The organism is Streptomyces sennicomposti (genome assembly GCF_019890635.1).
In the GTDB taxonomy this organism is placed as follows: Bacteria; Actinomycetota; Actinomycetes; order Streptomycetales; family Streptomycetaceae; genus Streptomyces; species Streptomyces sennicomposti.
Map to the genome: position 1 here is coordinate 22,278 of NZ_JAIOAB010000012.1, position 13,560 is coordinate 35,837.

General features: G+C 70.4%; 12 protein-coding genes. 9 read left to right on the top strand and 3 right to left on the bottom strand.

Features of this window, described 5'->3' with window-relative positions:
• Nucleotides 1-19 precede the first annotated feature (19 nt).
• Nucleotides 20-1,006, top strand: a complete 987-nt coding sequence (dapD, locus tag K7787_RS09785) for a 2,3,4,5-tetrahydropyridine-2,6-dicarboxylate N-succinyltransferase (RefSeq protein WP_009187966.1) — start codon at nucleotides 20-22, stop codon at nucleotides 1,004-1,006.
• A 402-nt stretch (nucleotides 1,007-1,408) separates the two neighbouring features.
• Here the strand turns inward: dapD and K7787_RS09790 are convergent, their stop codons facing one another.
• Entirely contained in the window at nucleotides 1,409-2,770 is a 1,362-nt protein-coding gene (locus K7787_RS09790; RefSeq protein WP_223001139.1) for a PIN-like domain-containing protein, read from the bottom strand.
• 440 nt (nucleotides 2,771-3,210) lie between these two features.
• Here K7787_RS09790 and K7787_RS32400 point away from each other — a divergent pair, with 440 nt between their 5' ends.
• A complete protein-coding gene (locus K7787_RS32400; RefSeq protein WP_247720724.1) occupies nucleotides 3,211-3,642 on the top strand; it encodes an HD domain-containing protein in 432 nt (143 codons plus the stop codon).
• Nucleotides 3,593-3,763: a metal-dependent phosphohydrolase gene (locus tag K7787_RS31675; protein ID WP_247720725.1), complete on the top strand. Its 171-nt coding sequence runs from the start codon at nucleotides 3,593-3,595 to the stop codon at nucleotides 3,761-3,763. The genes K7787_RS32400 and K7787_RS31675 overlap by 50 nt, the downstream gene beginning before the upstream one ends.
• Before the next feature lie 278 nt (nucleotides 3,764-4,041).
• Here the strand turns inward: K7787_RS31675 and dapA are convergent, their stop codons facing one another.
• A complete protein-coding gene (gene dapA, locus K7787_RS09800; RefSeq protein WP_223001140.1) occupies nucleotides 4,042-4,962 on the bottom strand; it encodes a 4-hydroxy-tetrahydrodipicolinate synthase in 921 nt (306 codons plus the stop codon).
• A 170-nt stretch (nucleotides 4,963-5,132) separates the two neighbouring features.
• Here dapA and K7787_RS09805 point away from each other — a divergent pair, with 170 nt between their 5' ends.
• From K7787_RS09805 to K7787_RS09820, 4 genes are all read left to right on the top strand, one after another.
• Nucleotides 5,133-5,282: a hypothetical protein gene (locus K7787_RS09805; protein ID WP_203620404.1), complete on the top strand. Its 150-nt coding sequence runs from the start codon at nucleotides 5,133-5,135 to the stop codon at nucleotides 5,280-5,282.
• Nucleotides 5,279-6,007 (top strand): hypothetical protein, encoded by a 729-nt coding sequence (locus K7787_RS09810; protein ID WP_223001141.1) that lies wholly within the window; start codon nucleotides 5,279-5,281, stop codon nucleotides 6,005-6,007. Before K7787_RS09805 ends, K7787_RS09810 begins: the two co-directional genes overlap by 4 nt.
• Nucleotides 6,008-6,175: 168 nt before the next feature.
• Nucleotides 6,176-6,637 carry a phage holin family protein gene (locus K7787_RS09815; protein WP_009187960.1) on the top strand — a complete coding sequence of 154 codons (462 nt, stop codon included), beginning with the start codon at nucleotides 6,176-6,178 and terminating at the stop codon, nucleotides 6,635-6,637.
• Nucleotides 6,634-7,152 (top strand): DUF3618 domain-containing protein, encoded by a 519-nt coding sequence (locus K7787_RS09820; RefSeq protein WP_019982865.1) that lies wholly within the window; start codon nucleotides 6,634-6,636, stop codon nucleotides 7,150-7,152. The genes K7787_RS09815 and K7787_RS09820 overlap by 4 nt, the downstream gene beginning before the upstream one ends.
• Nucleotides 7,153-7,321: 169 nt before the next feature.
• Here the strand turns inward: K7787_RS09820 and K7787_RS09825 are convergent, their stop codons facing one another.
• Nucleotides 7,322-9,145 carry a DUF8508 domain-containing protein gene (locus tag K7787_RS09825; protein ID WP_223001142.1) on the bottom strand — a complete coding sequence of 608 codons (1,824 nt, stop codon included), beginning with the start codon at nucleotides 9,143-9,145 and terminating at the stop codon, nucleotides 7,322-7,324.
• A gap of 333 nt (nucleotides 9,146-9,478) precedes the next feature.
• Here K7787_RS09825 and K7787_RS09830 point away from each other — a divergent pair, with 333 nt between their 5' ends.
• Nucleotides 9,479-10,975, top strand: coding sequence for a hypothetical protein (locus K7787_RS09830; RefSeq protein ID WP_223001143.1), 1,497 nt, complete (start codon nucleotides 9,479-9,481; stop codon nucleotides 10,973-10,975).
• Between the two features lie 664 nt (nucleotides 10,976-11,639).
• The gene (locus K7787_RS09835; RefSeq protein WP_223001144.1) at nucleotides 11,640-13,223 is read left to right on the top strand and encodes a TROVE domain-containing protein; all 1,584 of its coding nucleotides are present in this window, start codon (nucleotides 11,640-11,642) and stop codon (nucleotides 13,221-13,223) included.
• Nucleotides 13,224-13,560 lie beyond the last annotated feature (337 nt).

A 13,560-nucleotide genomic window follows, 5' to 3' on the forward strand; every position in this document is an offset into this window, starting at 1 on the left:
CCCACGTTAGGTTTTCCCCATGACCGACACTGCTTCCCGTACCACCGGCGCCGTGGCCGCCGGCCTCGCCACGATCGCCGCCGACGGCACCGTTCTCGACACCTGGTTCCCGGCTCCCGAACTGACGGACGAGCCCGGCCCGGCCGGCACCGAGCGACTCTCCGCCGAGCGGGCCGCCGAACTCCTCGGCGGCGGCGCGACCGCGGCGACCGGCCCGGACAACCGCCGGGGCGTCGAAGTGGTCGCGGTCCGCACGGTCATCGCCTCGCTGGACGAGAAGCCCATCGACGCGCACGACGTGTACCTGCGTCTGCACCTGCTCTCCCACCGGCTGGTCAAGCCGCACGGCCAGAACCTGGAGGGCATCTTCGGCCACCTCGCCAACGTCGCCTGGACCTCCCTCGGCCCGGTCGCCGTGGACGACATCGAGAAGGTCCGCCTCAACGCGCGCGCCGAGGGCCTGCACCTCCAGGTCACCTCGATCGACAAGTTCCCGCGCATGACGGACTACGTCGCCCCCAAGGGCGTCCGCATCGCCGACGCCGACCGCGTCCGCCTCGGCGCGCACCTCGCCGAGGGCACCACCGTGATGCACGAGGGCTTCGTCAACTTCAACGCGGGCACCCTCGGCACCTCCATGGTCGAGGGCCGCATCTCCGCGGGCGTCGTGGTCGGCGACGGCTCGGACATCGGCGGCGGCGCCTCCACGATGGGCACGCTCTCCGGCGGCGGCAACGTGATCATCTCCATCGGCGAGCGCTGCCTGGTCGGCGCGGAGGCGGGCGTGGGCATCGCGCTCGGCGACGAGTGCGTGGTGGAGGCCGGCCTCTACGTCACCGCGGGCACCCGCGTGACCATGCCGGACGGAGAGATCGTCAAGGCCCGCGAACTCTCCGGCGCCTCCAACATCCTCTTCCGCCGCAACTCGGTCACCGGCGCGGTGGAAGCCCGCCCGAACAACGCGGTCTGGGGCGGCCTGAACGAGATCCTGCACAGCCACAACTGACCACGGGCGGCCGTGACCTGCGGCCGCCGAGTCGATCAACGTCCTGACCTGCTGCTGAGCTGTCGGTAGCTGTCGACGTTGGTCATCGTTGAGCGCCCTTCTACGGCCCGAGGGTGGCGCGGGAGGGCGCTCGTGCGTGAGCACCGCTTTAGGAGTTCGATCTACCCCTGTCCTGAATGGGGCTTGCCCCGTGTACCGGTGCCAGACGTGGATGCTGGGTGTCGCCGCCGTCCGAGCTCGTTGATGTCAGTGATGGACGTCAGAACAGCCCAGGATCGGGCAGGCCTCCGGTAGGCCCGCCAGCCGTCGCCCTTCCGCTTGGAAAGGACGAAGCCGCCAGACTTCATGGACTGGCTGCACTCAGGATAAGCCGGGGCGTAGGGTGGCTCGGCGACGCTCGCGTCAGCGGGAGTCCTCTGTATCTTCAGGAGCCCAATTTCCGCCAACTGTTGGCCGAATGTTCTCCTCTAGGTCCCTGCGGAACCGATCGATCTCAGAATCGACTTGCTGTAGCTGCTCGTGAACGCCTCTCGCTCGGAGACGGGCTTCTTCGAGTTTATCCGTCAGCTGAGCGAGTTCCACTTTCATCTGATTGGCCTGGGGAGGGTTGGTGGATAGATAATCCCGCACATTCTTCTGCTTTGCCTTGAATAGCCTGATCTGATGACCAGCATCCGCTACAAGCTGTCTCGCCTGCTCGCGTCTAACGATTAGTTCTTTTGCTCTTTCGTAAGCCTCAGAAGGGGCTGCATCGTCCTCTTGCATCCTGATCAGCAGCTCGTCCAAGGTCTTGGCTCGGGCCATTGAAACACGCATCCCTTGAGTTCTGGCCGCTGGCACAGGATTGTCAGGAATGTTGAGGGCTACCGCTTTCAAGGTTTCTTTACTAACCTTGGTACCAAGATGCTCCTGAGCCAGCGCAAGAAATTCGCTGGGGCGCACTAGATAGAATCGCACCCCCGCCCTCTTTTTCATTTCTGCCACCAACTCTGGCCGAGGCCCCAAACGGTACTCCCTATCTCTCCTCACCCAGTCCTCCTTGTTGTCACGGGTGACGAAAAGTACCGATCTTGAGCCGCTTCCAGCCTCCTTCAGTATCTGCTCCCAGAGAACCAAATCACCCACAGCTCTGGCCTTGTCCTTATGTGCATCGCAGTAGCCGGGCGGGATCTTCTTCTCAAACCTAACCTCTGCCTGCTTGGAGACGCGATCAAGCTCTTCGGTAGATAGAGGTGGTCCGACCTTGCCTTTGAGTATTTCATCCACAGCACGCAAGATGTGGTCGTCGCGCAACGCACTCTCGATACTAATGTCAGACGAATCTCGCATCGCGCTGACTTCGTCGATAATGCGGGAGATGGACTTAGAAAGTGCGCGCGCTGCCCCGGAAAAGCTGTCCTGCGGTGCGCCGCACGCCTCCCTGAGGCGCTCAATCGATGCGAAAGCCTGCTTCTTTACGCCTTCGAATTCTTCAAGGCAATTCTTAAACAATGCGGCCTGGTCGCGAATTGCGTTGAATCGACGCTCGTGAAACTCCTGACCCACACGATTGGGGACCCAGAGTCTTTCCCCCACCGCCCTGAACGCATTAATCTGCTCAGCTCGCACATCCGGAATTACGCGATAGAAGTCGAGTAGGACATTTGCGTCGAGTACGACAGTGGCCTCTTTGAGGGCTTCTTCTAATTCTGTCGCGGTAGGGCTATAGTGCCCCGGAAACCAGTCTCTGAGATCCCCTGCTGGTAAAACGTCTTCCTGCTCCATGTTCGACCCCCAAGTACGCGAGCAAGGAGAGAAGCATATAGGATCTTCCGGGCGCATTCACGCGGTTTGTGGTACTTACGTGACCCAGGTCGGCGTAGCGGCTTTGGCCTGGAGCTGCTTTGGGGCGAGTGATCATGGCCCCGTAAGCTTGCGGCGCGTCGGGCAGTCTGTGGACCTGCCCGTTAAAGCACGACGTTGGGGCCATGATCTTAGAGGCTCGCCCCAAAGTGGCTGCCTAGAGCCGTGGAGCCGACCGCCCTAGCCACAGAGGGTTTCTATCCACGCCATGCCCGCAGCCGCCGGGCCGCGCCGTAGAGGCGGCGCGCGCCCGCTCCGTGCGCGGGCCTTGATGAAGTGCGGAAAGTTGTACCGCGCCCATGATCGGCATCGCTCGGTCATCGCCCTGTCGGCTCACCGCGCCTCTTGGATACCGATCCGGTATGCCTTCTGCACTGGACACGCCCCAGGGAACGTCTGCACTCGCCGAGTCCCTGCTTCCTCAGCTCGGGAACCGCTGGCTGCATACTCAGGCAGTGGCCGCCCGTGCTCAAGAGGCTGCCGCGGCTGTGCCCGAGGCTGATCGGGGTCTTCTCGTCGCCGCTGCGTGGCTGCACGACATCGGGTATGCACCCGAACTGCGGGATACCGGGTCCATCCCCTCGACGGCGCCCGTCACCTGGAGGCGCTTGGTGCGCCGGCGCGTCTGGTTGCCCATCACTCCGGGGCCGTGTACGAGGCAGAGCAGCGCGGGCTGTCCGCAGAGCTGGTCGTCTCTACGAGCGGGAGGACTCCCCGGTCCTCGATGCGCTGATCTTCGCCGACATGACGACCGGTCCTGCCGGGGAGTCTTTCGACTTCGACACCCGGATTGACGAGATTCTCGTCCGCTATGAGCCGGGCAGCGAAGTGCACACCGCGATCAGCAAGGGATGTATGTACCTCCACGCCGCCGTGGAGCGGGCCCTCGACCGCCTGGCCGTTCAGCCGATGTAGGCCTCCGTCCGCCCGGCCAATCCGTGCTCGGCCCGCATGTGCATCGGCGGGTGGGTGTTCTGCTTGTCCAGCGACTTCCCTCCGTGTTCTCGCTGCTCGTCCGCGGTCGGCCGTCGATGCTCCGGGCGTGACGGGCCTCGCCGTCGTCCTACGCCATGACCTGCCCAGGATTCGTGTAGATGACGACCAGGCGGCCGGTTGCCTCCGCGTCGAAAGACCGATGTCTTACTGGCTCGCGTACCGTCGCGTCGGCTGCGGAGGGGGCGAGGCTGGATAGGTCAGCAGGTCGTAACGCGTTCGTACGTTGCCAGGAGGGACGCTGTCGTCTCCGGGTCGGCGGGGCGTAGTGGGGGGCGGGGTGGGCCTGCGGGGTGGTTCAGGGTGGTGAGGAGGGTCTTCGTGGTTACTGTGCCGGGGAGGGGGGTGTGCATGATCGATTCGATGAGGGGCGTGGCCTGGTGTTGGAGGCGGGCGGCCCGCTTTGTGTCGCCCTTGTCGAATTCGTCCAGGACGGAGCGGAGTTGGGCCGGGATTACGTTTGCCACCGTGCTTACGTAGCCCGTGGCGCCGACCGCGTAGAGGGCGAGGTTGCGTTCGTCGCAGCCCGCGTAGTACGCCAACTCCGTGCGGGACAGCAGCTTCTGGGCGGCGAGGAAGTCGTTGGAGCAGTCCTTGACCGCCACGATCGACGGGTGCTCGGCCAGTCTCAGCAGCGTGTCCGGTTCGATGCGGACGCCGGTGCGCGCGGGGATGTCGTACAGCATCACCGGGACTCCGGAGGCGTCCGCCACCGTGCGGAAGTGTTCCTCGATCGCCTCCTGCGGCGGCCTGCTGTAGTACGGCGGCACGACCAACACCGCGTCCGCGCCCGCCTTCTGCGCCGCGTGGGTCAGTTCCACCGTGTGCCGGGTGTCGGCCGTGCCCACGCCGGACACGATCGGGGCGCCGTCGCCCACCGCCTCCCGTACCGCCCGGATCAGCTCCGACTTCTCCGCGTCCGTGGTGGTCGGCGACTCGCCCGTCGTGCCGTTCAGCACCAGGCCGTCGCATCCCTCCGCCACCAGACGCGCGGCCAGCCGCTGGGCTCCGGCCAGGTCGAGAGCCTCGCCCCCCGCCGTGAACGGCGTGATCATCGCGCACAGGGCGCGGCCGAAGGGAGCGGGGGCGGGAGGGGTGCGTGGTGTCGTGGGTGTCTTCATGGACGGTAGTCTCGGGGAGCAGAAGGTGAAGCTCCACTTAAATCTTCTACGGGGTATTGCGTAGCAGTGCTGGATTCGCCTCCGTGCGCTGTGTCCAAAAGGGCCGGTCTGGGTCACCATGGGCATGAGGTCCATCGAGGCCCACCGACGGGCAGCTCATGGGAGGCGTCATGAAGCTCGGCAAGGCACTGGCCACCGGAGTAGCGCAGGAGCGGCAGCAGCCGCGGGGCGAGGAGGAGAGCCCCGGACGTCCCGTGGAGATCCAGCAGGAGCAGCAGCCGCGGACCGCCGCGCCCGAAGAGGTGCCGGCCGCCCGATGAGGCTGCGGCTGCCGACCGAGCACCCGGCGGAGCCGCCGACCGGCTACAAGATCGCCCACCCCGTGCTGTCCCAGGACGGCGTCCGGGCCGGTTTCACCGGGGTGTCGCTCGGCGGCGCGCTGCCGTACGGCGTCGTCGCCGACGCGTCCTGTCTCTACGGCCGCCGGCACCGGCCGCCCGCCCGCCTGTGCGACTGCGGCTTCCACTGCGTGCACGACCGGGCGGCCGCCGAGGCCCTGCTGTGCACGGCCGAGCACCGGGGCGCCGTGCTCCTGGAGATCACCGTCCTCGGCGCCTACATCCGCTTCGAGCACGGTTTCCGCTACGCCCGGCAGCGGGTGCGTACGGCGACGGTCGGGCCGTGCGGCTGCGGCGCGCCCGCCGTCGCGCTGGCCGACGCGGGCTGGGGCCGGCCCGGCCGCCTCGCCCTGGCCGCCGCCTGCGCGGGCTGCGTCCGCGGTCGTACGTCCGTCACGCTCGCCGCCTTCGCCCGGCTGGCCGGGGAGGGGCTGCGGGTCGTGGCCGCTCCCGCCGTCGCCCCCGCCACTGCCGCCGCTCCTGCCTCCGCCTCGCGCACGGTCGGTGCGGCCGCCCTGCCCGACGGGCTCGGCGTGCCCGAACTCGTCGCCGAGGCCGCCCTGTTGCAGGCACGGCTCGACTGGTTCCAGAGCCAGCTGGCCCGCCTCGGCGAGCACGGCACCGGCGGCACGGCGGACCGGGACTGAGGGGACTGAGGGACAGGGGCAGGGCGGGAGGGGGCAAGAGAGGGGTGGGTACGGCCCCGTCCCCATCCGGCGGCCTCCGCAGCGCGCGCCCCGCGTGCGACGCCGAGGGTAGTAGCCCCGGCCACGCGGGGTACCCGGGTGTTCCGAACCGAGAGGAGGCGGGACACCGTGACCGGGACCATCGACGCCAGGCCTGCCAGGCCGGTACGCGAAGAGCGCCCCTTGGTGGGCGACCGCCCGGCGGGCGAGCACTCGGTGGGCGAACTCGTCCACCAGGCGACCGAACAGATCTCCCTGCTGATCCGGCAGGAAGCGGCCCTCGCCAAGGAGGAGCTGACCGCCAAGGGCCGCAGCATGGGCCGGGGCGGAGGGCTGCTCGGCGCCGCGGGAGCCGTCGCCTACGTCGGGCTGTTCGCGCTCGCCGGTACGGGCGTCGCCGCGCTCTCGCTGGTGCTGCCCGTGTGGGCCGCGGCGCTCATCGTGACGGGCGTGCTGTTCGCGATCGCGGGCCTGCTGGCGCTGACCGGCCGGGCCCAGCTGCATCGCGCCGGACCGCCCACGCCGCAGCAGACGATCGGCAGCGTCAAGGCGGATGTCGAGGAGATCAAGGAAAGGGCGCACCACCGATGACGGACAGGACGCAGGGGGCGGGCGGCGGATCGACGGGAGCCGTCGGCGCGAAGGGCCCCGACGAGCTGCGGCAGCAGATCGAGCGGACCAGGAGCCAACTCGGCGACACCGTCGAGGAACTGGCCGCCAAGGCCGATGTGAAGGGCCGGGCCAAAGCCCGCGCGGCCGACCTGAAGGACAAGGCCGGCGCGCTGACGGTCCAGCTGCGCAGCACCGCGGCGCAGGCCGGCCACCGGGTCCAGGAGAAGACCGCGCTGGCCGGGCACCGGGTCCAGGAGAAGACGGCCGAAGCGGGCCACAGGGTCCAGGAGAAGACCGCCGAGGCGGGGCACCGGGCGCAGCTGACGGCGCAGCGGGCCGGGCACACGACCGGGGACTCGGTCCGGCGGCCGGTGTCGGGCGCGGTCGAGGTCTGCCGGCGTCACCCGCGCCAGTTGATGATCGTGGGCGCCGTCGGCGCCGCCGCGCTGGTGGCCGGGCTGCTGGCCCGCCGCCGCGGCAGCGGGTGCCACTGACGTGACGCGTCGCCGCTGACGCCGGGCGGCAGCGCGTACGTGTCCGCCGCCCCCGCGGGGCGGATGGGCGAGCGCCCCTCGTAGGAGAGCGGAAGGCGCAGGGAAAGAAGCGGGAGGCCGCCTCCACCCAGGACGGGTGGAGGCGGCCTCCCGCTGTGCCGCCGCCCGGTTACGGGCGGAACCTCAGCACCTGCGGGTCGTGGTCGCTGATCTGGTCGTGGAACTCCGAGTTGATGTGCACGCTGTCGTACGCGAAGTCGCCGCGCCGGATCGACGGGCTGACCAGGATCTGGTCCAGGACCTGCTCGTTGCCCTGGTAGTCGTAGGTGTACCGCTCGTTCTTCGGGAGCGACTTGATCGCCGACCAGAGTTCGCCGCGGCCCTCCAGGATCTTCGCGGTGTCGGAGAACTCGAAGTCGTTCATGTCGCCGAGCGCGATGACGTCCGCGTTCTTCTGGACCTTCAGGATGTCCTTGACGAAGGCGTTCACCTCGGTCGCCTGGAGGTGGCGCTGCGTCTCGGAGCTGCGCGCCGGCGGCTGGTACTGCGCGGTCAGCCCCTGGTCGCCGCCCTTGGAGGCGAAGTGGTTGGCGATCACGAAGACCGTACGGCCGCGGAAGACGAACTCGCCGGCCAGCGGCTTGCGGCTGGACTTCCAGGCGTCGCTCGCCGGATCTATGCGGCCCGGGGAGGCGGTCAGGGCGGCCTTGCCGTGCACCTTGGTCACGCCGACGGCGGTGGTGGAGTCGCCGCCCGGGCGGTCGGTGAAGGAGACCCGCGCGGGGTTGAACAGGAAGACCTGGCGGATGTTGCCGCCGGGCTCGCCGCCGTCCTGGTCGTTGACCGGGTCGATGGAGCGCCACTCGTAGCGGGGGCCGCCGGCCGCGACGATCGCGTCGATCAGCTTGGTCACGGTCTTGCTCGCGCCGACCGTGCCGTCGTCGGTGGCGCCGTTGTCGTCCTGGATCTCCTCCAGGGACACGATGTCGGGCGAGTTGAGGTTGTGCACGATCGCCGAGGCGTGGGCGTCGAAGGTGCTGTCCGACGGGTCGAGGTTCTCGACGTTGTACGTGGCGACCGCCAGCTCGCCGCGCGACTGCTTGGCCGTCGTCTCGCGCTCGAGGCCCCCGCTCCTGAGGGTGCCGAGCTGCGCGGCGACCAGCGTGTAGCCGCCGAACTGGTTGTAGTCGAGCGGGCCGACGGTGGACCCGGCGAGCGTGTCGCCGACGTTCGCGACGGGGAAGTCGGCGGTCGAGCCGAGCGACTGGATCTGGAGCCGGCCGGTGTTCTGGGAGTCGTAGGAGCCGTACACCGTGCCGCCGCGGCGGCTCTTGTGCTCGTTTGGCTTCACCGTGACCCACAGCTCGGTGTACGGGTCGGTGCCGGTGACCACGCGGGCGTCGGCGACCTTGACGTTCATGCCCTCCAGCGACTCGTAGTAGTCGAGGGCGTACTTCGCGGGCCGCAGCGTCAGGCCGCCGATGGAGCCGTTCGCGGCCGGGTCGCCCGCCGGGGTGTAGGCGGCCGGGACCGACCGGGCGCTGATCACGACCGGGGCGGGCACCGCGTTGCCGCTGGAGACCACGGTGACGACGGGCTTGGTGATCTCCGTGACGGACTGGTTGCCGGAGGAGACGCCGCCGGGCACGTACTCCGAGACCGTGCCGGTCACCGTCACCGAGTCGCCCACGGCGACCTTCGGGGCGGAGCTGGTGAAGACGAAGACGCCTTCGCTGGTGGCCGGATCGGCGTCCGGGGTCGGGTCCTGCAGCCAGAAGCCCTTGGACGAGCCGTAGCCGCGCACGCCGGTGACGATTCCGGCCACGTCCGTGACCTTCTGGCCGGCGTACGGGGACGTGCGGGTCGTGCCCTGGATGTCGTGGATGCGCACGGACTCCGCGTGCGCGGGCGCGGTGAACAGGATCGTGGACGCCGCGGAACAGGCGGCGGCGACGGTCAGCGCGGCGAGACGCGCGGAAGACTTGCTCGGCAAGGAAATCCCTCCGGGGACATGACAAGCGCCGGGACGAGGGTGGAACAGTGGTGGAACTGAGGTGGTACGGGAGTGGAACAGGTGTGGCGCTGTGGTGACGCGCGTAGAAGAGGGGTGCGGTGCACAGCCGTCACCCGACTTCTACGCGCGTCAATCTCCTGCGTGGCCAGTGCAGTTGTCAAGGTTTCGGCCATGTACGGAACCCGACGGGGAGATGAACCGGGCGGCATGGGTGGAAATCCGTCTAGGCTGAGCGGTTGAGTCGTCAGGCTTTCCGGGCCCGCCGGCGTCCATGCCCGCGAGGCCCCCAGGTCCGCTAGGAGAAACCAGCCGATGTCAGACAGGTCCCCGCTCCCGCCGGTGCGGCTCGCTTCCGAACCGGAGCTGGCCCGGGACGCCCTCGCCACCCCGCTGCTCGCGCGCGCCGCCCGGCTCGCCCGCTGGGCCGGGCCCGCGACGCGGATCGACGCCGGCGGCGCGCTGGTGGAGGAGCAACTGCCCGCGGCGGCCGAGGTGCTGGGCCTGAGCGGCGACGACGCGGCGGCCGAGGCGAGCGAGGCCTGGCGCACCGCCGTGGACACCGGGCTGGTCGAGATCACCGACGAGGACACCGGCGCGGTCGCCGCCGGCCCGGAGCTGCGCCTGCTCACCGGCGGCTCGCCGCACGACGTGCTCACCGTCTGGCTGAGCGCGCTGGACGCGGTGCTCGCGGACGCCAGCGTGCCCGACCTGGACGGCCTGCTCGACGCGATGGACGAGGGCGGCACGGTCGACTTCGACTCGCTCCCGTGGGACCCGCAGGCCGAGGCGGACTTCCTCGACGGGGTGCTCACCAACCTCTATCTGCTCACCGTGGGCGAGGACGGCCCCGGCGGACCGGTGCCGCTGCCCGCGCTCGCCGCCTCCGTGATCGTCCCCGGCGACATGGGCGAGCCCACCAACGACATGCTCCAGCAGGTCTCCGACGCGATGATGCGGCTGGACGACCAGTTCCGGCTGCTGGAGCCGGTGGGGCTGGTCGAGTACCGGCCGGTGGACGAGGCGCTGCTCGGCGAGGACGACGACGAGGACGAGGACGGAAGCGGGGCCGGGGGAGCGGCCGCCGGGGCCGGCGGCGCGGCCGGGGAGGCCGGCGGTGACCCGTCGGCGCCGGTGGACGAGGTGGACGTCAGCCGCTACGGCATGGTGCGGCTCACCCCGCTCGGGCTGTACGGCGTACGCGCCCGGCTGCTCGACGCCGGACACGACGCCCCCGCGGTGGGCGACCTCGCGGACAAGGGCGCGGACGCGCTGCTCGACGGCACCGCCGCCTTCCCGCCCGCGGCCGCGCACGCCGAGACCGAGCAGTGGCTGGCCCGCCGCGAGCCGCTGGCGGCGGCCGCGGAACTGCTCGCCGCCGCGCGCGGCACGGACGGCGGCGCCCCGCTGCGGCGGCTGCGCTGCCAGCAGGCGCTGTCCCTGGTGGGCCCCGCCGCCGAACCCGCGCTGCGGGAGGTCCTCGACGACCGCGAGCTGGGCGGCCTGGCCCGGGTCTGGCTGACCGAACGGGGCCTGGCCGACGTGCCGCCGCCGTCCGAGGACATGATCTTCTGGCTCACCATCGACACGGTGGCCGCGCAACTGGCCGCCGAGGGCGACTCCGCCGAACTGCACGCCCTCGTCCAGGGCCTCGCGGAGCAGCACGGCGGGTTCTTCGCGGCGGCCTGGCGGGTGGACCACCCGCAGACGGCGGACGTCCTGGAGGCGATGGGCCGCCTCCACCCCGACAAGCGCATCGCCAAGGAGGCCCGCAAGGCGGCGTTCAAGGCGCGCAGCGCCCGGGGGGAGTAGGGCGGCCTCCGGCCCCCGCTACGGTCGCGCCGCAGCGGGGGCCGCACCGGGGAGCGGTGTCCGCCCGGGTGGGTGCGGCGGCGTCGAACACCCCTCACGTGCAGTCGAACACCCCTCACGTGCAGTCGAACGCCCCTCACGAGCGGTCGAACACCCGTCCCGAGCACGGGAATTAATTCGCTCGCCCCGCCCGCGGCCTCCCCCTAGAGTGATCCACGTCCAGGTGCGACAGGCAGGACCTACTTCCACTCTTATGGGGAGGCCGCGGGTTCGACTCCCGCCATCGGCACCACGCGCCGGTGTAGCTCAGTGGCAGAGCACCAACCGTCGGTTCCGCCGCCCTCGATCTCTGGACACCGAAGACTTCACGCACCTCCCGGTGCGCAGGCAGCGGCTACTTCGTCGTGATCGAACCGTGCCGCCGCCGAACCTGATCTCGGGAGGCGCGGCTCATGGTGGGCGCCCGGTGCGCGGGCGACGGTTACTTCAGGGTCGGACGGTTGCGGGTTCGAGTCCCGTCACCGGCGTACGGCCGGTGTAGCTCAATCGGCAGAGCATCTGGAAAAAGGTCCGTCGCCGACTCCCGATCTCGGGCGCCTTCCATCCGCCGTGCCTCCCCGCGGAACGCGACTGCCAAGTCGTATGCGAAAAGGGGGATTTCAGCATGGCCCGTTTCAACACCAAGACCGCCCGGCCGCGGTCCGCCTCGCCGGTGGTGACCACCGGACGCGCGCTGCGCACGTACGAGGGCGGCCGGGGTCACGAGCGCGACGCGCGCTCCGAACTCTTCCTGCTCGCGGTCTCGAACATGGTCTCGCAGCAGACCTTCTACGAGTCCGCCGGCGACCGTGACGACCGGTTCGCCCGGCTGGTGCGCGAGCTGGCCGTCGCCGACCCGTCCTGGACGGCCGGCCTGCTCGGCTGGCTGCGCGGCGAGGGGAACATGCGCACGGCGTCCCTCGTCGGCGCCGCCGAGTACGTACGGGCCCGGCTGACGGCCGGCGCGACCGACGGGCCCACCGGCCGGCAGCTCGTGGCCTCCGTGCTCCAGCGCCCGGACGAGCCCGGCGAGCTGCTGGCGTACTGGACGGCGGCGTACGGGCGCAACGTGCCCAAGCCGGTCAAGCGCGGCGTCGCCGACGCCGTACGGCGGCTGTACCACCCGAAGTCGCTGCTGAAGTACGACACCGCGTCCAAGGGATACCGCTTCGGCGACATCCTCAACCTGGTGCACGCCTCGCCCGACCCGGCCAAGCCCTGGCAGGGCGAGCTGTTCCGGTACGCCCTCGACCGGCGGCACCACCCGGACACCGCCGTACCGCCCGCCGCGCTCCCGCTGCTCACCGCGCACCGCGAGCTGATGGCGCTGCCCGTCGAGCGGCGCCGGGCCGTCGTCACCGGGCCCGGCGGCGCCGAGCGGCTGGCGGCGGCGGGCATGACCTGGGAGGCGCTGGCGGGCTGGCTGCAGGGGCCGATGGACAAGGCGGCCTGGGAGGCGGTGATCCCGTCCATGGGGTCGATGGCGCTCGTGCGGAACCTGCGCAACTTCGACGAGGCCGGGGTCTCGGACGAGGTCGCCGCTCGGGTCGCGGCGAAGATCAGCGACCCGGCGGAGGTCGCGCGCTCGCGCCAGTTCCCGTTCCGGTACCTGGCCGCGTACCAGCACGCACCCTCGCTGCGCTGGGCCTACCCGCTGGAGCAGGCGCTCGGCCACTCGCTGGCCAACGTGCCCGCGCTGCCGGGCCGGACCCTGGTGCTCGTGGACCGCTCGGGCTCGATGTTCTGGTCGCGGGTGTCGGAGCGCTCGCAGCTCACCCGGGCCGACGCGGCGGCCGTCTTCGGTGCCGCGCTCGCGCTGCGGGCCGCCGACGCCGACCTCGTGCAGTTCGGCTCGACCAGTGCCGCGGTGGAGTTCCGCCGGGGGGAGTCGGTGCTGAAGGTCCTGGAGCGCTTCGGCGACCTGGGCGGCACCGACACCACCGAGGCGGTGCGCCGCCACTACCGCGGGCACGACCGGGTGCTGATCGTCACCGACGAGCAGTACAGCGCGCACCAGCACGGCGACCCGACCGCGCAGATCCCGGACCGCGTCCCGGTCTACACCTGGAACCTGGAGGGCTACCGGGCCGGGCACGGGCCGTCGGGGACGGGCAACCGGCACACCTTCGGCGGGCTCTCGGACTCGGCTTTCCGGATGGTTTCCCTGCTGGAGTCGGCGCGGGACGCGGACTGGCCGTGGCTGGGATGACGGTCGCGGGACGCGGTGCGGCCGGCGGCTGTCGGCTGTCGGCTGTGTCTGTCTGGGCTGATGGCCTCCGGCCGTGGTGCGGTCGGCGGTCATCGGCCATGACTCGGCTGACGCCGCCGACCTCGGCTCGGCCGGCGGACACCTCGGCGCGGCCGGCGGTCACCGGCCGTGGGCTCGGCTGATGCCGACTGGCGCGGTGGGGCGTGGCCGGTCGGTGGGTGTGACCGGACGGTGGGGGTGCCGCCTGGACGTGACCGGCTGGTGGGGCGTGTCGGCCGGTGGGGCGTGGCCGGTCGGTGGGGCGTGGCCGGTTGGTGGGGCGTGTCGGTTGGTGGGG

Bases quoted from the DNA above. Each gene is read 5' to 3' on its own strand.
- K7787_RS09805 (WP_203620404.1), top strand. From the start codon at position 5,133: ATGAAGCTCGGCAAGGCACTGGCCACCGGAGTAGCGCAGGAGCGGCAG.
- K7787_RS09835 (WP_223001144.1), top strand. From the start codon at position 11,640: ATGGCCCGTTTCAACACCAAGACCGCCCGGCCGCGGTCCGCCTCGCCG.
- dapA (WP_223001140.1), bottom strand. From the start codon at position 4,962: ATGAAGACACCCACGACACCACGCACCCCTCCCGCCCCCGCTCCCTTC.
- K7787_RS09820 (WP_019982865.1), top strand. From the start codon at position 6,634: ATGACGGACAGGACGCAGGGGGCGGGCGGCGGATCGACGGGAGCCGTC.
- K7787_RS09830 (WP_223001143.1), top strand. From the start codon at position 9,479: ATGTCAGACAGGTCCCCGCTCCCGCCGGTGCGGCTCGCTTCCGAACCG.
- dapD (WP_009187966.1), top strand. From the start codon at position 20: ATGACCGACACTGCTTCCCGTACCACCGGCGCCGTGGCCGCCGGCCTC.
- K7787_RS09810 (WP_223001141.1), top strand. From the start codon at position 5,279: ATGAGGCTGCGGCTGCCGACCGAGCACCCGGCGGAGCCGCCGACCGGC.
- K7787_RS09790 (WP_223001139.1), bottom strand. From the start codon at position 2,770: ATGGAGCAGGAAGACGTTTTACCAGCAGGGGATCTCAGAGACTGGTTT.
- K7787_RS32400 (WP_247720724.1), top strand. From the start codon at position 3,211: ATGCCTTCTGCACTGGACACGCCCCAGGGAACGTCTGCACTCGCCGAG.
- K7787_RS31675 (WP_247720725.1), top strand. From the start codon at position 3,593: ATGACGACCGGTCCTGCCGGGGAGTCTTTCGACTTCGACACCCGGATT.